General features: G+C 73.6%; 19 protein-coding genes. 7 read left to right on the top strand and 12 right to left on the bottom strand.

Annotated elements, in window-relative coordinates:
- Nucleotides 1-107 precede the first annotated feature (107 nt).
- Complete coding sequence (locus tag CHF15_RS25615; protein WP_089226233.1) at nt 108-1052, top strand: esterase/lipase family protein; 945 nt, start codon at nt 108-110, stop codon at nt 1050-1052.
- Nucleotides 1053-1061: 9 nt separating this feature from the next.
- Here the strand turns inward: CHF15_RS25615 and CHF15_RS25610 are convergent, their stop codons facing one another.
- On the bottom strand, nt 1062-2072 hold the full coding sequence (locus CHF15_RS25610) for a lytic polysaccharide monooxygenase auxiliary activity family 9 protein (RefSeq protein ID WP_089226232.1): 1011 nt from the start codon (nt 2070-2072) through the stop codon (nt 1062-1064).
- Between the two features lie 617 nt (nt 2073-2689).
- On the opposite strand from CHF15_RS25610, the gene CHF15_RS25600 reads away from it, so the two are divergent.
- Nucleotides 2690-3202, top strand: coding sequence for a DUF4232 domain-containing protein (locus CHF15_RS25600; protein ID WP_089226230.1), 513 nt, complete (start codon nt 2690-2692; stop codon nt 3200-3202).
- 61 nt (nt 3203-3263) lie between these two features.
- Here the strand turns inward: CHF15_RS25600 and CHF15_RS45895 are convergent, their stop codons facing one another.
- The gene (locus CHF15_RS45895) at nt 3264-4019 is read right to left on the bottom strand and encodes a DUF2637 domain-containing protein (protein WP_107418567.1); all 756 of its coding nucleotides are present in this window, start codon (nt 4017-4019) and stop codon (nt 3264-3266) included.
- 54 nt (nt 4020-4073) lie between these two features.
- On the bottom strand, nt 4074-4286 hold the full coding sequence (locus tag CHF15_RS25590) for a hypothetical protein (protein ID WP_143681634.1): 213 nt from the start codon (nt 4284-4286) through the stop codon (nt 4074-4076).
- A 220-nt stretch (nt 4287-4506) separates the two neighbouring features.
- Between CHF15_RS25590 and CHF15_RS25585 the strand changes: the two genes are divergently transcribed.
- The 3 genes from CHF15_RS25585 to CHF15_RS25575 all read left to right on the top strand — a co-directional run bounded on the left by CHF15_RS25585 (nt 4507) and on the right by CHF15_RS25575 (nt 7987).
- Nucleotides 4507-6036: a carboxyl transferase domain-containing protein gene (locus tag CHF15_RS25585; RefSeq protein ID WP_089226228.1), complete on the top strand. Its 1530-nt coding sequence runs from the start codon at nt 4507-4509 to the stop codon at nt 6034-6036.
- A 413-nt stretch (nt 6037-6449) separates the two neighbouring features.
- Nucleotides 6450-7616 (top strand): methyltransferase domain-containing protein, encoded by a 1167-nt coding sequence (locus CHF15_RS25580; protein ID WP_089226227.1) that lies wholly within the window; start codon nt 6450-6452, stop codon nt 7614-7616.
- Nucleotides 7613-7987, top strand: a complete 375-nt coding sequence (locus tag CHF15_RS25575) for a GntR family transcriptional regulator (RefSeq protein WP_089226226.1) — start codon at nt 7613-7615, stop codon at nt 7985-7987. Before CHF15_RS25580 ends, CHF15_RS25575 begins: the two co-directional genes overlap by 4 nt.
- 10 nt (nt 7988-7997) lie before the next feature.
- Here CHF15_RS25575 and CHF15_RS25570 read toward each other — a convergent pair whose 3' ends face one another.
- Together CHF15_RS25570 and CHF15_RS25565 are read right to left on the bottom strand one after the other, a co-directional pair.
- A complete protein-coding gene (locus CHF15_RS25570; RefSeq protein WP_089226225.1) occupies nt 7998-8537 on the bottom strand; it encodes a TrmH family RNA methyltransferase in 540 nt (179 codons plus the stop codon).
- Nucleotides 8537-9652: a DUF5925 domain-containing protein gene (locus tag CHF15_RS25565; protein WP_089226224.1), complete on the bottom strand. Its 1116-nt coding sequence runs from the start codon at nt 9650-9652 to the stop codon at nt 8537-8539. Before CHF15_RS25565 ends, CHF15_RS25570 begins: the two co-directional genes overlap by 1 nt.
- Before the next feature lie 130 nt (nt 9653-9782).
- Here CHF15_RS25565 and CHF15_RS25560 point away from each other — a divergent pair, with 130 nt between their 5' ends.
- Entirely contained in the window at nt 9783-11204 is a 1422-nt protein-coding gene (locus CHF15_RS25560; RefSeq protein ID WP_410169661.1) for a xylan 1,4-beta-xylosidase, read from the top strand.
- A 608-nt stretch (nt 11205-11812) separates the two neighbouring features.
- Here the strand turns inward: CHF15_RS25560 and CHF15_RS25555 are convergent.
- The 7 genes from CHF15_RS25555 to CHF15_RS25525 form a co-directional block, all read right to left on the bottom strand.
- Nucleotides 11813-12001, bottom strand: a complete 189-nt coding sequence (locus CHF15_RS25555) for a hypothetical protein (RefSeq protein WP_089226222.1) — start codon at nt 11999-12001, stop codon at nt 11813-11815.
- A gap of 105 nt (nt 12002-12106) precedes the next feature.
- Nucleotides 12107-15823 carry a lipopolysaccharide biosynthesis protein gene (locus CHF15_RS25550; RefSeq protein ID WP_410169660.1) on the bottom strand — a complete coding sequence of 1239 codons (3717 nt, stop codon included), beginning with the start codon at nt 15821-15823 and terminating at the stop codon, nt 12107-12109.
- On the bottom strand, nt 15816-16640 hold the full coding sequence (locus CHF15_RS25545) for a polysaccharide deacetylase family protein (protein WP_089226221.1): 825 nt from the start codon (nt 16638-16640) through the stop codon (nt 15816-15818). Before CHF15_RS25545 ends, CHF15_RS25550 begins: the two co-directional genes overlap by 8 nt.
- Nucleotides 16641-16692: 52 nt before the next feature.
- Nucleotides 16693-17655, bottom strand: a complete 963-nt coding sequence (locus tag CHF15_RS25540; protein ID WP_179279961.1) for a glycosyltransferase family 2 protein — start codon at nt 17653-17655, stop codon at nt 16693-16695.
- The gene (locus CHF15_RS25535; RefSeq protein WP_089226220.1) at nt 17652-18449 is read right to left on the bottom strand and encodes a glycosyltransferase family 2 protein; all 798 of its coding nucleotides are present in this window, start codon (nt 18447-18449) and stop codon (nt 17652-17654) included. The genes CHF15_RS25540 and CHF15_RS25535 overlap by 4 nt, the downstream gene beginning before the upstream one ends.
- A 414-nt stretch (nt 18450-18863) precedes the next feature.
- Nucleotides 18864-19961, bottom strand: a complete 1098-nt coding sequence (locus CHF15_RS25530; RefSeq protein WP_089226219.1) for a GNAT family N-acetyltransferase — start codon at nt 19959-19961, stop codon at nt 18864-18866.
- Between the two features lies 1 nt (nt 19962).
- A complete protein-coding gene (locus tag CHF15_RS25525; protein WP_245939039.1) occupies nt 19963-20307 on the bottom strand; it encodes a hypothetical protein in 345 nt (114 codons plus the stop codon).
- Between the two features lie 396 nt (nt 20308-20703).
- Between CHF15_RS25525 and CHF15_RS25520 the strand changes: the two genes are divergently transcribed.
- The gene (locus CHF15_RS25520; protein ID WP_089226217.1) at nt 20704-21495 is read left to right on the top strand and encodes an SGNH/GDSL hydrolase family protein; all 792 of its coding nucleotides are present in this window, start codon (nt 20704-20706) and stop codon (nt 21493-21495) included.
- The last annotated feature ends 80 nt before the right edge of the window (nt 21496-21575 follow it).

Below are 21575 nucleotides of genomic sequence, written 5' to 3'. Positions count from 1 at the left end.
GACGTTTGTTACTCGCTCGTAAATTGACGGAAGCTCAGCACTCTGGTGATCCGGATCACAGGCTGCACGGGAGCCAGTCATTCCCCCACCTGCGAGGAGATCGCTCGATGCTGCCCATCAGACCGCGATCAGCGCTCCGGCTCCTCTCCGCGCTGACTCTCACCGCCGCCCTCTTCGCCACCCCCGTCCTGGCGGACACCACCACCGCCGCACTGGCGAAGGCCCCCGCGTCCGGCACCAAGGCCGCCGCGACCGTCAACGCCGCGGCCACCGCCGCCGGCGCCACCGCGAGCAGCGGCTGGAACAACTGGTCCTGCAAGCCGTCCGCCGCCCACCCGCGGCCCGTCGTCCTCGTCCACGGAACCCTCGGCAACTCCATCGACAACTGGCTCGGCCTCGCGCCCTACCTGGTCAAGCGGGGCTACTGCGTCTACTCCCTCGACTACGGCCAACTGCCCGGTGTACCCCTCTTCCACGGGCTCGGCCCCATCACCGCGTCCTCCCAGCAGCTCGCCGACCACGTCGACCGGGTCCTCGCGGCCACCGGCGCGGGCAAGGTCGACATCGTCGGGCACTCCCAGGGCGGCATGATGCCGCGCTACTACATGAAGTTCCTGGGCGGCGCCCCCAAGGTGAACGCGCTCGTCGGCATCGCGCCCAGCAACCACGGGACCGACCTGGGCGGGCTGCTCAAACTGCTGCCCTACTTCCCCGGGGCGGCCGAGGCCATCGAGCACCTCACCCCGCAGGGACTGACCGACCAGATGGCCGGATCGGCCTTCCTCACCAAGCTGAACGCCGGCGGGGACACCCTCCCCGGCGTCCGGTACACGGTGATCGCGACCAAGTACGACGAGGTCGTGACGCCGTACACCTCGCAGTTCCTGTCCGGCCCCGACGTGCGCAACGTGGTGCTGCAGGACCTGTGCCCGCTCGACCTGTCCGAGCACGTCTTCGCCGGGCTGACCGACCGCATCGTGTTCCACGAGACGGCCAACGCCCTCGACCCGGCGCACGCCAAGGCGACCGACTGCGGGGACGTCTTCAGCTGACGGTCCGCCTCAGCCGACGTTCCCCGCCCGGCGCCTGCGGGCGGCGAGCAGCAGCACCGACGCACCGAGCGTGACGGCGGCGGCCCCCGCCGCCATCAGCGAGGTCGTGCCGGTGCTGCTGCTCCCGGTCTGCGCGAGGTCCGCGCCGGACGGGGACGTCTCCGCCGTCGCGGACGGCTCCGCGAGCGGGCTCGCCGAGCCCTCCGCGACGGTCTGCGCGTGATGGCGGTGGCGCACCGTCGACCGGTCCGCCCCGGCGGCGATCCGCGCGTCGTCCGGCACGGAGGCGGTGGGCGCGGGGGCGGTCGTGGCCGTGCCGGGGGCCCCGGTCGTGGCGGGGGCCGAGGTCGCGGGCGCGGCGGGCGCCTCGGGGGCCTTGCCGGTGTCCGCGCCGAAGACCACGTCCGAGCAGGAGTAGAAGGCCTCCGGGCTGTCCGAGCGCTGCCAGATCGCGTAGATCAGCTGGCGCCCCGACCTGGCCGGCACGTCCACCGGCAGGACGTAACTGCCGTCCCGCACCTGAGGGTCGGTGACCTTCGCGAAGGGCCGCGCGTCCAGGTCCGACCACGTCAGCGGCCTCGACGGGTCGTACCCCGCCTTCGTCATGTACAGCTCGAACGAGCCCTTGTGGCGGGCCGTCACGCGGTACGCCAGGTCCTGACGTCCCGGCGCCATCCGCGTCGCCGGCCAGTCGGCCCGTGCCAGGTCCAGGGCCTTGAACTCCTCGTTGCCCGCGCTGCAGAGCCTGCCGTCCGGTATCAGCTGACGGTGGCGCCCGGCCGCGTCGCCGATGCGCACCCCGTTCCAGTCGTAGAAGGCCTGTGTGCCGCCCGCCGCGACCGCCGCCCGGCAGGCCGCCGACGCCGGGTTCTCGGGGTTCTCCGCGTAGCAGGTCAGCACCCGGCTGACCGGGCCGCCCATGGTGCCGTGCGCGCCCGCCGGTCCTGCCGCCAGCCCGGTCAGTGCGAGCGGTCCGATCCCGAGGACGGCGGCCAGGGCGGCCCTGCGGCGTGCGGTCATGGTGGGGTTCTCCTTCGGCGGTGGCCCGGGGTGCGCGGGGTGCCGGGACCCCGTCGGCGCCGCCCCCGTGCGCGGCGCCGACGGGCATCGGCGAATCAGCACGCTAGCCGCGCCGCAGGGGCGGAACCCCTGTTCGGGGGACCTGCGGACGATCTTTATGGCGGCGTTAAGGCATCGCTAAGCGGGGGCTGAGGATGCGGGACGCGCCCGGAGCGCGACCTCACCGGCTCCGAGGGCGGCCGCTGAAACGGCGGGGGCGTTAAGGCGCGTTGAACGACGTGTCCGGCCTGTTCTGAAAAAGCCCCTGATGTAGTTGGGTTCCCGGCGTGAGGATCATCAGGAAGTGCGTCCCGGCCGTCGTGGTGCTGCTCTGCGCCCTGGCGGGCTGTGCGACGCCGCCTCCCCCCGACGACTCGGGGCTCGCCGGAGCCCCGTCGCGCGCCGTCTCGGCTCCCCCCTCGCCGCGGTCCGTGCCGCCGGTGTCCGCGCCACCGCCGTCGCGGCAGTCCACGCCGCCCTCACGCCCGCGAGGTACCGCGTCCCGGCCGGCGCACGCGGGCACGCGAGCGACCACTCGGCAGGCGCCGCCGCAGGAGGCCGCGCCCAAGTGCCGATCGGTGGACCTGACGGCCATGGCCGGGCGGTTCGCCGAGCGGCAGCCCGGCGGTCGTGTCGGCGAATACCTTGCGCAGATCGTGCTGCGCAACGCCTCCCACGGCACCTGTTCGCTGCAGGGCTGGGCAGGACTGGAGGTCTTCGGCGACGGCATACCGGTCGTCTGCAACGGCGCCGACGATCCGAACTCCGACTGCGGCAAGGGGCCCGACACGACGAAACCGAGGTCGGTCACCGTCACCCGTGTCCCGGGGCTCACGGCCGACCTCGTCGTGCTCGCACCGGGGGAGCAGACCTCGTACGGCCTTCTCTGGTCGGACGAGCGGCGTCCCGAGTGCGATGCGACCGGCGGGTGGGCTCCCCCCTACGGCGCCCGGGTCCGGATCCCCGGTGACTCCCGGCCGCTCACGGCCGCCCCGCTGCCGGACATGTGGGCGTGCGGGGGCCTCATCCGGCTCATGCCGATCGGCCTGACCTTTCCGCCGTTCGGAGGATCGGCCGGAGGCACCGGCTGAGCGGTCCCGGCGGCCCGCCGCGGCCCCGGCCCGGTCGACGGGCCGGGGAGGGGGCACGGCGTCAGGAGGAGTGCCGGCTGCGGGAGGTGCGGCGCGGCGGGTGGGTGAGGGTGATCTGCCGCACGAGCTGGTGGAAGCAGGACAGCGCCGCGATGGCGGGGAGGCTGGCCACGGTCCAGTCGGTGATCGTCCGGGGAGCGGAGGCGACGCAGAACAGGATCGCGAAGACGGAGAAGAGCAGCACGACCGCCCAGGAGTGCGGGGCGCGGCGCTGGTGCAGCGCGGCCCGCAGGATCGACAACGAGGCCACCATCCAAGGGCCGTACACCAGCAGCGGCCACCAGTCCGCCAGCCCCGACGCCCCGTCGGTGGCGGCGATGTGGCGCAGCGGGTCGTGGGCGACCATCCCGCCGAGCACACTCACCATGGCCACGATGGTGGCGGCGACCGCCGCGACGACGAAGCTGAGGGTCTGGGTCCGGGTCATCTTCTGCCGCAGCGCCGCCCGGCGGATCCGGCGGTGCCGGTGCCGGGTGAGCGGCAGTTCGTGGGTCGCGGCCTCCGGGGAGGGCACGGCGAAGACGTCGTCCTCCTCGTCCTCGTCCACGTCGTCCAGCAAAGGGGGTTCGAGGAGCTGGGCCAATTCCTCCTCGGACGTCCACACCCCGTTCAGGACGTCGTAGTCCGGGGCGGAGAAGACGCCGTTCCCCGAGGTGTCGTCCGGGGCCTGGCGGGGACTGTAAATGGTGTGCCCGTTGAGGTGGTCCTCGTACGGCACGTCGTTCTCGAAGCGGAAACGGTCCTGCAAAGGCGGCATGAAGGAATTCCTGTCGGAGCCGGGCGTGGGCGGGGGATACGGGGAATGCACGCCCTAATACCTCGCATCCAGATCGATTCCGGAGCAGCGGCGGGTGAAATCCCCCTCGATCCCGAGCATTTCGTCGGCGAACCGTTCCAGTTCCGAAGAGCAGTACACGAGTGGAATGTGCTCCTCGCCGCGCTCGATGTAGGCGTCCGAACTCCGACCGAAGAATCCCGCCGTTCCCGGGACGAAGACCCATTCCCCGAGGGGGACGCCCTCCATCGGGCGGTACGGACGGCTGCGGCGGATGGGCGCCGGGACCGTCCGGGGGACCTCACTCCCGGACGGCGCACCCGGCGCGTTCTGGGGATCGACTGTGACCACATCCCCACAACGACCTCCGGACCGTGATGGAGTTGCGCCGTTCGAGTGACCTCCGCCCCGTGTTCCGTGAGGTGTTGGCCCTGGCCACAGGCCACGGCGGGCAGCCTAGGGTGACGCCATGACCGAACCGACGCGCCGCCGCGCGGCCGCCCTCGAGCTCATCGACGCCGTCGTCGACCCCGGCACCTGGCACGGCTGGGACGGGCCCGTGACCGCCCTGCCCGGGTACCTCGACGACCCCGGGTACCGCGCCGACCTCGCCCGCGCACGTGAGCGCACCGGGCTCGACGAGTCGGTCGTCACCGGCGAGGGCCGGATCCGCGGCCGCCGGGTCGCCGTCGTCGCGGGCGAGTTCCGCTTCCTGGGCGGCTCGATCGGCGTCGCCGCGGGCGAACGCCTCGTACGGGCCGTCGAACGGGCCACCCGCGAGCGGCTGCCGCTGCTGGCCTCGCCCGCCTCGGGCGGGACGCGGATGCAGGAGGGCACCATCGCGTTCCTGCAGATGGTCAAGGTCGCGGCGGCCATCACCGACCACAAGACCGCGGGCCTGCCCTACCTGGTCCATCTGCGGCACCCGACCACGGGCGGGGTCTTCGCCTCCTGGGGCTCCCTCGGGCACGTCACCGCCGCCGAACCCGGCGCGCTCATCGGCTTCCTCGGCCCCCGGGTCCACGAGGCCCTGTACGGGGAGGAGTTCCCGCCCGGCGTCCAGGTCGCGGAGAACCTGCTGGCCAACGGCATCGTCGACGCGGTCCTGCCCTCCGGGGAGCTCGCGGACGCCGCGGCTCGCGCCCTCGGGGTGCTGTGCGGCGACACGGCGGGCGCTCCGGACCCCGCAGGGGCCGGGCCCGTGCGCGCCCCGGCCGTCCCCGTCGCCACGGCCGAGGAGTCCATCCGGCGCTCCCGGCGGCCCGAACGGCCCGGGCTGCGCGCCCTGCTGACCGTGGCCGCCCGCGACGTGACCCCGCTCAGCGGCACCGGCGCGGGGGAGCGGGACCCCGGACTCCTGCTCGCGCTCGCCCGGATCGGCGGCACACCCTGCGTCGTCCTCGGCCACGACCGGCGGGAGACCGGCGACGGGCGGCCGCCCGCGCTCGGCCCGGCCGGCCTGCGGGTCGCCCGCCGCGGCATGGGCATCGCGGCGGAACTGGACCTGCCCCTGCTGTCCGTCGTCGACACGGCGGGCGCCGCGCTGTCCCGGGAGGCCGAGGAGGGCGGCCTGGCCGGCGAGATCGCCCGCTCCCTCGCCGATCTGATGACCGTGCCCGCGCCCACGCTGTGCCTGCTGCTCGGGCAGGGCGCCGGCGGGGGCGCGCTCGCGCTGCTGCCCGCGGACCGGGTGGTCGCGGCGCGGCACGCGTGGCTCTCCCCGCTGCCGCCCGAGGGGGCCTCCGCGATCCTATACCGGACGACGGAGCGGGCGTACGAGGTGGCCGGGCGCCAGGGGGTGCGCTCGGCGGACCTGGCCGCGCACGGGATCGTCGACCGCGTGGTGGAGGAGGCGCCCGACGCGGCGGACGAGCCCGAGGCGTTCCTCGCCCGCCTCGGCGCCGTCCTGGGCGCGGAACTCGCGGCCCTGCGGACCCGGCCCCGCGCCGTCCGCCTCGCGGCCCGCCGCACCCGCTACCGGAACCTGGGCCTGAGCTGACGCCCCTGCGCGCCCCGCGCCCCGCGCCCCGCGCCGCGAGTGCCGGTGGCGTTCGGCCGCGGTGGGATCTGCCTCGCTCCGCCGGGAATCCGCGGGGGCGCCCCGCCGGCCACGGCCAGGAGGCGTCCCGGCCTCCGGAGACTGCCCGCCCTCGACCATTACGCCGCATGCGGCTGGCGCGCTCACCGGGTTCCGCCGGGGGCGCCGGGCGGCCTTCGCGCGGTGGGGGATCGCCATGGCTGCTGTTCGGTTGGGGAGCGGCCGTTGACGCCGGCGCAGGTGCGTGGTGCCGGGCGACGGCTCGCCGGCTTTTGGACGCCGGGCCTGATGCGGGCGGCGCCCACCGGGTTCCGCCGCGTCTCGCCGGGGGAGACGCCGGAGGCGTTGTCAGTGGGGGGTGGAAGGATCACGGCGTGGGCGAACTCAGCAGTGACGCGTACTGGGACACCGTGGCCGACCGCTTCGACGAGGAGCCGGACCACGGCTTGCGGGAGCCCGCCGTGCGGGAGGCGTGGGGGGACCGGCTGCGGGGGTGGCTGCCGGGCGCCCCGTCGGACGTGCTCGACCTCGGCTGCGGTACGGGCAGCCTCGCGCTGCTCGCCGCCGAACAGGGGCACCGGGTGACCGGAGTCGACCGTTCACCGCGGATGGCCGCGCTGGCCCGGGCGAAACTGGCCGGTACCGGGGCCCGCGTCCTGCTCGGGGACGCGGTCGAACCGCCCGTCGCGGAGGGCAGGTTCGACGTGGTGCTCGTCCGGCACATGCTGTGGGCGCTCCCCGACCCGGTGGCGGCGCTGCGCCGCTGGGCCCGGCTGCTGCGCCGCGGCGGACGCCTGGTGCTGGTCGAGGGCCGCTGGGGAGAGTCCGAACCCGCGGGCATCGGTGCCGCGGAACTCGCCGCGATGGTACGGCCGCTCGCCGAGCACACCCAGGTCGAGCAGCTCGCCCACGACACCGCGCTGTGGGGCCGCCCGGTCCACGACGAGCGCTACGCCGCGGTCGTGCGGATCAAGCAGCCCCGCAGGCACACGGAGATCGTCGACGTCCACCTCGTCCTGCGCCGCGGCGACGAGGTCCTGCTCGGCCGCCGGGTCAACACCGGGTATGCCGACGGTCTGCTGCACGCCCCCTCCGGCCATGTCGAGGACGGCGAGGACGTCCTGACCGCCATGATCCGCGAGGCCCACGAGGAGGTGGGTGTCGCGTTGCGGCCCGAGGACGTCTCCGTCGCCCTCGTCATGCAGCACCGCGCGCCCGGCGGGGGCGAGCGCATCGGCTGGTTCTTCGAGGCGGACGGCGGGGTCCACGAACCGGTCAACCGCGAGCCGGAGAAGTGCTCGGAGCTCGGCTGGTTCCCCCTGGAGGCGCTGCCGGACGACATGGTGGCCTACTGCAGGGCCGGCCTGGAGGCGTACCGGGCGGGCGAGCGCTTCGTGCTGCACCTGCACGAGCCGGGCGACACGATCGCCCACGACCCGGCGGGGCCCGGCCGCGCCGTCGTCCTCGCGGACGGCGCGTGCAGCACAATGGCCGCGACAAACAGCGCCGATCCGTCCCGCCGGGAGGACGACACACCGTGAGCCTCAAGATCACCGTCAGGCCCGACGCGGCCACCGCGCCCTACGAGCAACTGCGCGAGCAGATCGCGGACCAGGCCCGTTCCGGCGCCCTCCCGGTCGGCTACCGGCTGCCGACCGTCCGCGGCCTCGCCGACGACCTCGGGCTGGCGGCGAACACCGTGGCCAAGGCCTACCGCGCCCTGGAGACGGACGGTGTGATCGAGACCCGCGGCCGCAACGGCACCTTCGTCGCGGCCGCGGGCGACGCCGCCGCCCGGGAGGCGGCCGCCGCCGCGTCCGCCTACGCCCAGCGCGTCCGGCGCCTCGGTCTCGACCGGACCACCGCCGAGGCCGCGGTGGGGGAGGCGCTGCGCGCCGCGTACGAGGAGTAGCCCGCCCCGCTCACAGCAGCCCGGCCAGCTTGTAGAGCGCCAGCGAGCCGGCGACCGCGACGTTGAGGCTGGCGCCCGTGCCCACCATGGGGATCTCGACGGCGAGGTCGAGCAGGTCGAGCGCCTCCGGCGGGATGCCCTGCTGCTCGTGCCCCAGCACGACGACGGTGGTGCGCCGCGCGGCGGGCAGGTCCGCCAGCCGTACGGCCTCGTCGGCCAGTTCGACGCCGACGACGTGCGCCCCGCGGTCGCGCTGCCGCTGCAGCCAGCGCAGGGGATCACCGGTCCAGTGGACGCAGGCGGGCCGCCGCAGGGTGTTGCCGCGGGCGAGCGCCTCCGGCACCCAGGGGAAGCGGGGGACGACCAGGCACGCGCCGACCGCGTCGCAGGTACGCAGCAGCGTCCCCAGGTTGGCGCCGTGCAGCGGCCACAGCGGCGCCGCGTACAGGTGGTCCCAGCAGCCGTGCGACCGCGGGCGGCGGACGCGGCGCAGTTCGGCCGGGGTGCGGGTGCGTATCCTCCCCTTCGCGCCGGGAGGACCCCCGGCCATCAGAGGTAGAGGCCTCCGGAGGCGGAGGCCGGGGTCGTCTGGTGGGGGAGCGCGGTGCCGCCGGCCGAGGAGGCGGCGCGGCGCAGCGCGTACAGCTCGGCGAGCGTGGCGCCGTCCCGGCCGATGCCCTCGGACGTGCCGAGCCACCCGGTCGCCTCGGCGCGGGTCAGCGGGCCGACCTCGATCCGGGCCAGGCAGCGGCCGGGGCGGACCACCGCCGGGTGCAGCCGCTCCAGGTCCTCGTTGGTGGTGATGCCGACCAGGACGTTGCGGCCCTGGCCGAGCAGGCCGTCGGTGAGGTTGAGCAGCCGCGACAGCGCCTGGCCGGTCTGGTGCTTGGCCTGGCCGCGGATGAGCTCGTCGCAGTCCTCCAGGAGCAGCAGCCGCCAGCGGCCCGGCCCTTCGGCGTCGTCCTCGCCGATGGCGATCTCCATCAGGTAGCCGACGTCGTTGAAGAGCACCTCGGGGTCGAGGACGCAGTCCACCTGGCACCAGTCGCGCCACGCACGGGCCAGCGTGCGCAGCGCGGAGGTCTTGCCGGTGCCCGGCGGGCCGTGCAGGAGCAGCAGCCGGCCGCTGACGTCGTCGGCGGTGAGCTTCATCAGCCCGTCCATGGCATCGGCCACCGGGGCGGTGTAGTTGCCCCGCACGTCGTCCCAGGGGGCGGCGCTGATCTGCCGCGTGATGCGGTGCGGCCCGCGGCGCGGGGCGACGTACCAGAAACCCATGGTCACGTCGTCGGGCTGCGCTTCCGGCTGGTCCTCGGCGTCCTCGACGGCCTCGGCCAGGACGCGCTGCGCCAGTTCCTCGCTGACCGCCGTCACCGTCACATCGGCCCGGCGGTGCCAGCGCGAGACGAGGATCGTCCAGCCCTCGCCCTCGGCGAGGGTCGCGGCGCGGTCCTTGTCCCGCGCGGAGCGCAGCACCGATCCGCCGCCCGGGACGAGCGTCAGCCCCGACTTGACCCGGTCGAGGGAGGCACCGCACGAGTAGGGCTGCTCGCCGGTGACGAAGCGGCTGAGGAACAGGGCGTCGACGGCGTCCGACGGCGAGTCGTCGTCGTTCATGCCGAGACGGATGGACAGGGCGCGATGCGGGGGCGTTGCGTCGGGCATGCCGCTCATGATCCGGCACAAGGTCCGCATTCGCACCGGGTTTTTGCGGAGTGGCGGAATCCCCGGGAATCCCTGAACTGCCGGTGAAATCGGCCCGATCCGGGCATCACGGCGGTTACCCTGGCGGGTGATGGGACGTCATGCGAACGTGCGTATGGGGTTGCCGGGGGCGGGGCGGCGAGGGGCCACCGTGCTCCTTGGCATCGGTGTGGCCGCACTGGTCCTCCTGCTGGCGATGTGCGACATCGGGGGCGGCGCGGGCAATACGGCGCGCGGCAGCAGCGGCGCGGGCGGCGGGGTGCACGGTCCCTCGACCGCGCCCACCGGCAGGCCCACGACCGGGCTGGGCTTCGGGCTGACCCACACCGAGTACAGCGCGGACCACGGCGGCGGCACGGCCAAGCGGTCCGCGGAACGGCTGCTGTCGATGCGCTCGCTGCCGCAGAACCAGGCGATCATGGGCTGGGGCGCCGACAACCCCGAACCCTCGCCCGGGACGTACGACTTCGGGGAGCTCGACGACCGTGTCGACCTGGTCCGCGCCAGCGGCGGCACACCCGTCATCACCCTGTGCTGCGCCCCGGACTGGATGAAGGGCGGCAAGGCCGGGACGACGGACTGGTCACGGCTCGAGGTGGCCCCCGACCGCGCGCACTTCGACGACTTCGCCGCGCTCGCGGCCACCGTGGCCCGCCGCTACCCGGACGTGCGGCACTTCATCGTGTGGAACGAGTTCAAGGGCTTCTGGAACGACGGCCGGCAGCGCTGGGACTACGAGGGCTACACCGACCTCTACAACCGGGTCTTCCGGGCCCTGAAGCAGGTGAACCCCGGCAACCTCGTCGGCGGCCCCTACCTCGTCATGGACAGCTTCGCCCCGGGCGACGACGGCAACGGCGACGCCTCCGGCACCCTCAAGGGCCCCTGGGGCGCCGCCGACCGGCGGGTCCTCGACGCCGTCGACTACTGGCTGGAGCACAAGGCCGGCGCCGACTTCATCGTCGCCGACGGCTCCAGCACCAGCCGCGACGACCGCATGCGGCCCGACGAGTTCGCCGCCACCGAGAAGTTCGCGGCGGTCGGCCGCTGGCTCGAGGAACGCAGCGGCGGGCTGCCCCTGTGGTGGGCCGAGTGGTACGTGGAGCCCGACGACGGCAGCACCGGCTGGGACGAGCCCCACCGCACCGCCGTGCAGGCCACCGCGATGATGGAACTCGCCCGCGGCGGCGCCGACACCGCCTTCTACTGGAACCCCCAGGAACGCGGCCGTACCTGCCCGGGCTGCCTGTGGACCAGCACGGAACTCGCCTCGGGCGGCGGCGAGCAGCTGCCGATGATGGACCTGCTCCGGCGCTTCGCCGCCGCGTTCCCGCCGGGCACGCGCTTCCGTGAGGTCCCCGTCGCGGACGAGGACCGGCCCAACGTCCGCGTCCTCGCCGACGACCGCACCGTCCTGGTCGTCAACACGCTCGGCCGCACGATCGGCGCCGAGGTCGACGGCCGCTCCTTCGACCTCCCCGCCTACGGCATCCGCTGGTTGCGCCGCGGCTAGGTGGGTGGCGGTGGGGGTGTGGTTGCGGTGGTGGTGCGGCTGTCCCGCCGTCTCGCGCCCTCCGGGCGCAAAGCGGCTGGCTGCGGAGGGCAGGGTGGGGGCCGGCCTGCGCGGCGTCCTGCGGGTTTGCGCGTGGCGGGGGTTCAGGCTCCGGAGCGGTTTCGTTTCCGGTGGCGGGGGTCTCGTTGCCGTCCGCGGTGCAGATGGGCGCTTCCACGCCCTCGGTGGGTGGTGGGCGCGCGCGCCGTAACCCGCGTCCGCGGGTGCTTCGGGGTGCTGGTGAGGGGTCTGCGGGAGATCGGGCCTGCTTTCGCCGACTGTGTCGGCGGAGCAGGGCCCGATGTCGGGGAAGCACCCGCAGACGCCGGTTACGGCGGGCGCGCCACCCACGAACGGTGGGCGTGGCCACCGGCCATCTGCACCCGCGGACGGCAACGAGACCGGAACCGCACGAACAACCGGCCCCGCTCCGGAGCCTGAACCCCCGCCGACCACCGCCCCGCACACCGCCGAGGAGGGTAGCCCCACCCTCCTGTCCGCAGCCAGCCGCTTCGCGCCCGAAGGGCGAGAGACGGACCCGCACCCACCCACCGGCCGGAACGCCCCGGTCAGCCCACGTTGCGGATCAGCCACTCGTCCGGGTTGAAGGTGTCCCTGCCGGGGGCCGGGGGCGTGGCCGGGGTCTCCACGAAGGTGTCCTCCGGGCGTATCCGGTCCGGCAGCTTCCCGAACCGGGCACGGCGGGACTGCGCGGCCTCGTCCTGTGCGGCCTCGTCGGGGCGCTGGTCCTCGGTCATCGGGCCACCTCCTTCACTCCTGCCACGACAACGCGGAGGCCCGGACAGGTGTTCCCCCGGCGTCCCCCGGCGTGCCCCCGCCGCTGCCGGCGGGGGCACGTCCGGTCAGTGCAGGGTCAGGAACCTCACGACCGTGGCCGCCAGGAACACCAGCAGCAGCGGCACCGCCGCCAGCAGCGAGATCCGCATGCCGCGCCGCCGCAGCGCCTCGGGCACCGTGGCACGGGCCAGCTCGCGAGCGCCGAGCAGCACCAGTAGTGCCACCCCGGCCAGCACGCCCGCCGCCGTCCAGGCGTTCCAGGTGACGACCGGGAAGACACGTCCGGGCCGCGGCTCCGGTACCGCCCAGTCGGTGGGCTGCTCCCGCAGCTCGTAGAGCGTCGCGTCCTCGTCGCGCAGCACCGGCCGCAGCTCGGGACGCGCGTCGAGGGAGCGCAGCAGCTTGTCCGGCCAGGTCGCCGAGAAGCCCGCGTCGAGCTGCAGATAGGTGTTCTGCCCGCGCGACACCATCAGGTAGGAGTTGGGCCCGGCGTCGCGCAGTGCCTCGACCAGCGGACCGACCAGCACCGGGTCGCGCGGGGCGAGTACCGGCACGTATGTCACGCGCTCCATGTCGCGGGCGTTCCACGGCAGGCTGGGCGTGACGTCGTCCACGGGGTCGGTGCTGAGCCAGACCACCCGCGCGGTGGGCTTGTCGTGCTCGTACACGTACTCCATGGCCGCGACCTCGCCCGTGCGGACCCGCTCGAAGGACTCGTTGCCCCAGCGCGCCACGAGGAAGCCCGCGATGAGCACCCAGCCGGCGAGCAGCGCGGCGACGGGCCCGCGCCATCCGCGGTCCGAGGAGCTGCGCGGGAAGATCGCCAGCGCCCCGAGCACACAGGCTCCGGGCAGGGCGAAGAGGAACACCCGCAGGGCCATCTCGCCGCCGTAGGACTGCATGCCGAAGCCCAGGAAGGGCACGACCAGCAGCACCAGCAGCGCCCGGTCGCCGATCCCCGCCCAGCGGCGGCGCAGCCACCCCAGGACCGCCAGCGCCATGACCGCGCCGGCCAGGGCCACCCGCACGTACAGCACCAGCTTGTGGACGGTGCTGCCGCCCTCGATGCGCCCGGACACGCTGGAGGAGACGTTGCCGCCGAGCGAGCCCATGCCGCCGAACAGCTCGTCGAAGTGACCCGACCAGTACGGCTCGGCGACGAAGCAGATCCACCCGACCAGCAGCACCCCGCACAACAGCGGCAGCCCGCGCGGCGTCGAGCGGCGGACGAGCACCAGCACCGTCAGCACGCCGAGCATGACGAACGGGGTGAGCTGGTGGCTGACGACGGAGGCGGCGAACAACCCCACCAGCAGTGCCAGCAGCAGCGCCCGGTCGCTCCGGCCCACCGGCGGTACGTCGGCCTCGCCCGGGATGAGCCTTCCCGCGGGCGGGCCGGCGGCACGGAACCACACCAGGAGCACGGCGACGAACATCAGGTAGAGCAGGTAGTTGGCGGACTGCGGGGAGAAGTAGTCCTGCCCCACCCAGCCGCACAGCGCGAACAGCCACGCCGCGCACCACTTGGCCCGCCGGCCGGCCCGCACCGAGCGCAGCAGCAGCGCCAGCGGGGCCAGGGCGAGCAACTGGACGGCCGTGGGCCACCAGCGCAGCACCTCGGTGAGGTCGGTGACCCCGCAGGCCGAGGCGACGAGCGTGACCGCCGCGAAGAAGCCTGGCCACGAGAACCGGGCGTCCATGTCGGGCGCGGCGTCCCCGGTCCGGCCGATGTAGTCGATGAAGCCCGCGTGCTGCCACGCCGTCGCGAACCGCGGCTGCTCCTCCAGCACGGCCGGGACCGCGTGCAGGGACACCACGGTCGCCAGCAGGACGGCCGCCAGGAGCCACGGCCGGCGCCCCGGCAGCCACAGGCCGCAGACGAACGCCAGGACGAGCAGCGCCGCGCCGGCCAGTGTCGCCGGCGGCAGGACGGAGACCAGGCCGAGCCCGTTCATGGCGTCCAGCGAGGAGTCGTCCATGCCGCGCAGGGGAAGCCAGTACAGCCCGAGCGCGCCCAGCAGCAGCCCCCACACGCCGAGTTCGAGCAGCATGGCGCGGCCGCGCCGTCCCTCCTCCGGTGGCGGCTGCGCCGGCGGGCCCGGATCCCGGGGCCCGGCGGACGGCGACGGCCCCGGGAGCGCCGTAGCGGCCGGTGGCAAGGCCGGTGGCACGGGCACGGCGGTGCCCTGCGGCGGCGTCACGTAGGGGCGGCGTTCGGGATGGTCGAAGTCCATGCGCACGCCCAGCTGCAGCGTGTCGCTGTCCAGGGCGGCGGCGCGCGCCCAGCGCGTGCCGTAGACGATCTCCAGGTCCTCACCGGCGCCCTCCGCCTCGGCCGCCTTCTCCGCCGTCGCCGCCTCCGGCGCGGTGCCGGCGGGCCCGTCCGGCGGGTTCCCCGTCCCTGCGGGCGCACCGGAGGTGCCGGACATCAGCCGGCGCAGCCCGACCAGCGAGACCACCGCGATGACGACCAGGCTGACCAGCTCGGCCCAGCCCGCGCCGGTGATGCCCAGCGGACCCAGCAGCGCGAGGGTCAGCCCCAGCACCAGGACGCACAGCAGGCCCTGCAGAAGGGCGAGCAGGCCGGTGCGGCTCTGGGCGCGCAGGATCCCGAAGTACACCTCGATCAGGACCCGGGTCAGCGAGCACAGCGCCAGCAGCCGCAGCAGCGGCGCGCCCTCCCGTGCGTAGCCCTCGCCGAAGACGCCGAGGATCTGCGGGGCGAAGACGACCATGAACAGGGCGATCGGGACCATGATCCTGGCCATCCGGCGCAGCGCGGCCCGGCAGTTCTCGGCGATCCGCGAGGGGTCGTGAGCGCCCTCGACGGTCAGCGAGGAACCCATGTTGATCGCCAGCAGGTCGATCGTGCCGCCGATCGTCATCGTGATGTAGAAGTACGCGTTGTCCGCGGAGCTGATCTGGGAGGCCACGATCACCGGCACCAGATAGACCACGGCGAGGGCGAAGAAGGAGCCGGTCGCGTCCCCCGCGACGAAGCGCCGCATCTCGCGCGGCCGGGGCGGTTCGGTGGTCCCCTCGGTGGCCTTGACGTGCCGCGGCACCAGCCGCCGGAAGACCAGCCAGCCGAGCGGCACGACCGACAGGGCGATCGCGGCGACCCACGAGACGAAGACCCCCGCGGTGGGCACCGCCGCGGCGATGCCCACCAGCAGCGCCAGCTTGGCCGCGGAGAACACGGTGTTGCCCACCGGCACCCACACCGCGCTGCGCAGCCCGGTCAGCACCCCGTCCTGCAGGGTCAGCAGCGACCAGCCGACGACCGCCGCGAGGAAGCCGAGCCCGTTGACGGGCCCGTGCAGGAACCGGTACGAGGGGCCCCAGAAGTCCAGGGTCAGCAGGAATACCGCCGCCGCGAGCGCCACGACGGCCGAACTCCCGGCGTACGTACCGAAGATCAGCCGGCCGGTGCGGCGCCCGGAGACCGGGATGTAACGGGCCAGCGCCCCGGTGAGCGTCACGGCGGTGAGCCCGGCGAGGAACTTCATCGCGGCGATCGCCGCCGAGCCCTGGCCGACCGCGTCCTCGGTGTAGTAGCGCGCGGCGACGAGCCAGTAGCCCAGGCCCAGGACCGCGGAGACACCGGTGTTGAGCATCAGCGCGTACGCGTTGCGGAACAGCTGGTTGCCGCCGCGCCGGGCGGACGCGCCACCGCCCGCGCCGCCGTCGACGGGGCCGCCGCCCGTGGCGGCGGGCGGCGGCGGGGCGGTCGCCTCGGGGTCCGTGGGGGTGGTGCTCGTGGTGGCGGTCGTCTCAGACACGGGTCTCGTGCACCTTCCGCAGGCAGCGGCGGGCTCTGCGGACCAGGGCGTACCCCTTGGTCAGTGCCCGGTCCCCGGCGAAGTTGCGTGCGACGGCCCGGCCCTCGACCAGCCGCTCGAACTCCTCGATCCCGGTGCTGCGGCGCACGGTCACCCGCGCCAGGGCGTACGGCGCCTGGCGGCGGCGGTCCGCGAGGGCGTTGCCGACGGCGAGTGCGGAGGTGAACCCCGCGAAGCGCACGGCGCGCCGTACGCGACGGCTGGAGTAGCCGTACGGGTAGGCGAAGGACACCGGTGCCGTGCCGAGTTCGTCGCGGAGGACCTCCTTGCAGCGCAGCACCTCGAACCAGAGGCGTTCGTCGCCGAGCTGGTCCAGCTGGGGATGGGTGTGGCTGTGGCCCCCGATCTCCACGCCGGCGGCGTCCAGTTCGCGCACCTGGTCCCAGTCGAGCATGGTGTCCAGTGCCGCGCCCGGCAGCTCGTACGGCCCGCGCAGCCAGCCGGTGGAGACGAAGAGCGTCGCCGGGAAGCCGAGGCCCTTCAGCACCGGGAGGGCGTGCCGGTGCACGCCCTCGTAGCCGTCGTCGAAGGTGATCAGCACGGGGCGGCGCGGCAGCGGCCGCCCCGTGCGCCACGCCTCCGCCAGTTCCGCGGTGCCGAGCGGGGTGAAGCCGCGTGCGCCGAGCAGCGTCATCTGCCCGGCGAAGGCGGCGGGGGTCACCGACAGCCCGCGCGTGGCCGGCGCGGGCGTGTCGGTGACGGCGTGGTACATCAGGATCGGCACGGGACCGCTCCCCTGCCCGGCCGGCTCGGTCATGCGAGGGCACCTCCCGGTGCGTTGTGGTCGGACGGGGACGCGGCGCTCGGTCTCATGCCGGGCCGGCCTCCCCTCGGGTGCGGAACCTGGCGACGGCGTAGCCCGTCGCCGTCGTCGCGACGCCGGCGACGATCGCGCCGGCCCGGGCCGCGCCGCCCGGACGCCCGCGGAGGGCGTCGCGCAGCCCTCGGGCCGCACCGGCGGGCAGGACGCGGGTGGCGTAGCGCCGTTCGGTCTCAAGTCCGGCGTCCGTGCCGACGCTCCGGGTGACCAGGGCCTTCGACAGGCCCTCGGCGTAGCAGCGGGTGCGGAAGTAGCCGAAGCGCTCCCGGGCCTCGGGGACGCGGTGCCAGATCACGGCGCGGTCGTCGACGAGCAGCACGCTGCCCGGCTTGGCCTGGGCGAGCCGGATGCAGAACTCGGTCTCCTCGCAGCCCAGTGGGCGCCGGTCGCCGTCCCGGCCGATGCCGGTGGCGAAGCCCCCGGCGATGTCGAAGGCGATCCGCCGGAACGAGGCGTTGCCGCCGAGCACGTTGCGGACCCTGGCGCGGCCGGCGGGCTGCCCGCGGTAGGAGGCGCCGACCACCCAGTCGAACTCCTCGGGGAACCAGCGCGGCCGGCGCCCCGAGGCCCACACCGGGCGGGTGCGCCCTCCGACGCCCAAGACCTGCGGGTCCCGGTAGGCGTCGGCGAACCAGTGCAGCCAGTCGCGTTCGGCGACGGCGTCGTCGTCCAGGAAGGCGACGACCTCGCCCCTCGACGCGGCGATGCCGGTGTTGCGGCCGGCGGACAGGCCGCGCGGCCCGGCGTTGGGCAGCACCCGCACGGCCGTGCCCTCGTAGCGGCGGGTCAGCCGGGCCAGCAGGACGGGGTTGTGGTCGACCACCAGCAGCACCTCGTGGGCCGGGAGGCGTTGCGCGTGCACCGAGGCCACCGCGGCGAGGATGTCCTCCCAGCGGTCCTCGGTGTACGCGCAGACGACCACGGACACCCGGAGGAGGTCCTCGTGGGTCACCGGGCCCCCTCGCGGCGGGCCGCCCGGCGCTCGTTCTTCTCCTTGAGGATGACCTTGAGGACGCGTAACCCGTCGCGGACCGCCCGCAGGTTGCTGGCGCCGTGGATGCGCACGTACTCGTGGCTGGGGATCTCCTGGACCTTCAGACCGGCCGTGACCACTCTGATGTTCATCAAGGTCTCCACCTCGAAGCCGGTGCAGTCCAGGGTGATCTTGTCCAGGCAGTGCCGCCAGAAGGCGTTGTACCCGTAGCACAGATCGGTGTAACGGGCCCCGAACTTGGCGTTGACGGCGGCGCACAGCACGCGGTTGCCCAGCTTGCGGATGGGGGTCATGTCGTCGGTGCCCCCGCCGTTGGCGAAGCGCGAGCCCTTGGCGAAGTCGGCCCCGGCGACCAGGGCGGAGACGTAGGAGACGATCTCGGAGCCGTCCGCCGACCCGTCGGCGTCGACCATGACGATGATCTCGCCGGTGCAGGCGGTGAAGCCGGCGATCAGCGCGTCGCCCTTGCCCTTGCCTGTCTGCGCGACGATCCGCACGTCGGGCCGCAGTTCGCGGGCGACGCGGACGGTGTCGTCGGTGGAGTTGCCGTCGACCAGGACCACTTCGTGGATCCAGGACGGCAGGGTGGCGAACACGTGCGGCAGGTTCTCCGCCTCGTTCATCGCCGGGATGACCACGCTGACCAGCGGAGCGATGGCCAAGTGCGTGGAGACCGGCGTGAAATGGTCAGGCGCCAGGACCGCGGCGGTCTGCGCCTGCCCGGTGGCTGCCGGGCGCACGAAGGAGCTCATGAGTCGTGTTTCCCTCTCGTCCGGTGGGCCGCCCGCACGGGCGGGCCCTGTGGCGTGTCCGGTTCGAAAGGGGGGTTGGTCTCACCCCGCCCGGGACCCCGCGCATGGCAGGCATGTCGGTGTCCCGTGCGCAGGCCGGCCGGGTGAGCGGGCATGCGTGACCGGCCGCGCGGTTCGCGGCTCGGCACACGTGTGACGGTGACCGAGCACGGCACCCCCCTACCGCGCCCCGCGGTTGCCCTGTCGCGACTCTCTGGCCCTCCCCTTGAGCCGCTGTGCATGACAGGTCGCCGCGGGTGGATGTACGACAATATTGAGGATTGAGACCCTATGGCAATACCTGACAGAGTGAATACCGTTTTAAGAAATTGCCATGGAGTCGTCTGATTGATCATGCCTGTACGGCAATGTCCGCTATTGAGCGCCGGCGCGCAACCGCCCCACACGCTTGAGGAATCGGTCCGCAGGCTCCCGCAGCGCGGGCCGGGCCGTCACCGCGTTGCGCAGCGCGCGCACCGGCGCGCGCCGGGCGCGATGTCCGAGCGCGACCGGATGCCGGCGGGTCACCCACCCTTCGGAGACCGCCAGATCCCGCGTCTTGAGCGACTCCTTGTACTCCTTGTGGCCCCGGCCCAGATCGAGCTGGGCCACCCCGTCGGCGGCGGCTCCCTCCGCCATCCGCAGGTGCAGCACCAGACCCGGCGAGAACTTCGAGAACTCCGTGTCGTACGCCGGGAACCAGCAGGCCAGTACGGCGGGCGAACGCATCCCGAAGTGCGCCGCGACCGGCCGTTCTCCCGCGTACAGCACCGACAGCTGCCCCGCGAAGCCCTCGGTGCGGGTGTGGAAGAGGTGCTCCACCAGCTCGACGATCCACGGCCGGGCGAAGCGGTCGCTGCGCCCGGTTCTTCGGTACTGGGCGGACTTCCACGCCATCAGCCGCCGCAGCGCCGCGACGTCCCGCTCGTCGTGCACGTAGCGCACCTCGCCGACGTCCCGGCCGAGTTTGCGCTCCTTGGCGAGTGTGGTCCGCAGGAACTTGGGCGAGTGCGCGCGAAGATGGCCGAGATACGCCTCGTACCCGTGTTCCACGTCCATGACGGGTGAGGGGTACGTCCCGGTCGCGCCCTCCTCGAAGGGCTTCTGGCCCTCCATCAGGTGGTCGAACTCCCAGACGGCCAGCCCGCAGGCGCGCAGCAGCTCCCGCGCGTCCCACTGGAAGCCTGGCCGGTGCACCAGCCCCTGGCAGTCCGACAGCCCGAGCCCGACGGCCCGGCCCACGCCGGCCGCCGAGCGCTGGTACGGGAAGAAGGCGACCGGGACGCCGTCCTCGCGGACCACGGCGATGCGCACGCCCCGGTGGTGGTGCGCCACGGCGAGCGTGAACTCGGGTGACAGGAAGGGGTTCCCCATCTGCGGGCTGCCCGACGCGACGGCCTGGTCCTGCACGCGGGTCCACTCCGCCCGGTCGGCGGCGGTGAGTTCGCCGGGGCGGTACACGGTGATGTCCACTTTACGGAGTCCGCCTTCTCTCGGCCCGGGCAAGGGAGTGCCGCAGCAGCGGCAGCAGGAACAGTGCGGCGCTCAGCGCCGCGATCACCGCGACACCCCCGCGGACCGACCACATGTGCAGGGCCAGCAGGCCCTGCGCCACCAGCAGGTCGATCACGATCGTGCCGCCGGCCGCCACCACCGCCCGGCTCAGCGGGTCGAGGGAGCGCAGAGCCCCGGCGAGCGCTGCCGCCGGGGCGGCCAGCAGGAAGAAGAAGGTGAAAGGTGCCCTGACGGGCGAGGCGATGTCCGCCAGCGCGAGCACCGCCCCGACCCCGCCGACTCCCACGGCGGCGCCCGCCAGCAAGGGAAGTGATTCGTTGCCGATCGGGTGACCGGATGCGTTGTCTCTACGCGTTGGTTGCATTGGCGACTTTGCCCCCCAAAACGCCGGATGCAGTAGTTCAATGTCGCTCAATTCGGGCGCGTGCGTCAAGGAAGGGGCGAACAGAAGCAGCCGCCGCCCACGAAGGGGTGACGGGCCCTCATGATGTGGGCGATTTCCGTCGAACTGTTCGCCCGGCGGGGGCGCTGTGTTCGAACGGCAGCCCCTGGGCCGAGGCGGCGTCACATTCGGCGCGTGCGGCGGCGATCGCTCGACTGACAGGAATGTCCATGTCAAGAAATCTTGGCATGGACACTTCCCGAACGTGTTACTGCGCGGTACGAAAGATGCGGCAGAGATCCTGCTAAGGGAGGTTCCATGAGACTGTCCCGTTTCGTGTCAGCCGCATCCGCACTTCTCCTTACCACCGCACTCGCCCTGTTCGGTGCCGGCTCCGCCCACGCCGCCGGCCCCGTCTACGCGGCCCTCGGCGACTCGTACTCCGCCGGAGTCGGGGCCGGCAGCTACGACAGCGCGAGCGGCAGCTGCTACCGCAGCAGCAAGGCGTTCCCCCGGTTGTGGGCGAACGCGCATAGCCCGTCCGGGTTCTCTTTCACCGCGTGTTCCGGAGCGACCACGACCGACGTGCTCAACAACCAGCTCGGTCCCCTCAACTCCTCGACGACCCTGGTCAGCATCAGCATCGGCGGCAACGACGCCGGCTTCGCCGACGTGATGACCACCTGCGTCCTCAGCTCCGACAGCACCTGCCTCAGCCGTATCAACCAGGCCAGGGACTTCGCCGACAACCAGCTGCCCGCACGGCTCGACTCCGTCTACAACGCCATCAGCTCCCGATCGCCCTCGGCCCGTGTCGTCGTCCTCGGCTACCCGCGCTTCTACAAGCTGGGCACCACCTGCATCGGCCTCAGCGAGACCAAGCGCAGGGCCATCAACGACGCGGCCGACCTCCTCGACACCGTCACCGCCAAGCGCGCCGCCGACCACGGCTTCGCCTTCGCCGACGTCCGGGGCACCTTCACCGGGCACGAGCTCTGCTCGGGCTCGGCGTGGCTGCACAGCCTCACCCTCCCCGTCTACGAGTCGTACCACCCCACCGCCTCCGGCCAGTCCGGCGGCTACCTGCCGGTGTTCACCTCCGCCGCGTGACCCGCGGCACGACGACGGTACGGAGCACCCGCACGACGTGAGACGAGGGGTGCCGGGCCGGCGCCCGGCACCCCTCGCCC

This window comes from Actinacidiphila glaucinigra (assembly GCF_900188405.1).
GTDB classification, from domain to species: domain Bacteria; phylum Actinomycetota; class Actinomycetes; order Streptomycetales; family Streptomycetaceae; genus Actinacidiphila; species Actinacidiphila glaucinigra.
Note: the sequence above shows the minus strand (reverse complement) of the source record. Positions and strands in the feature narration are given on the sequence as shown.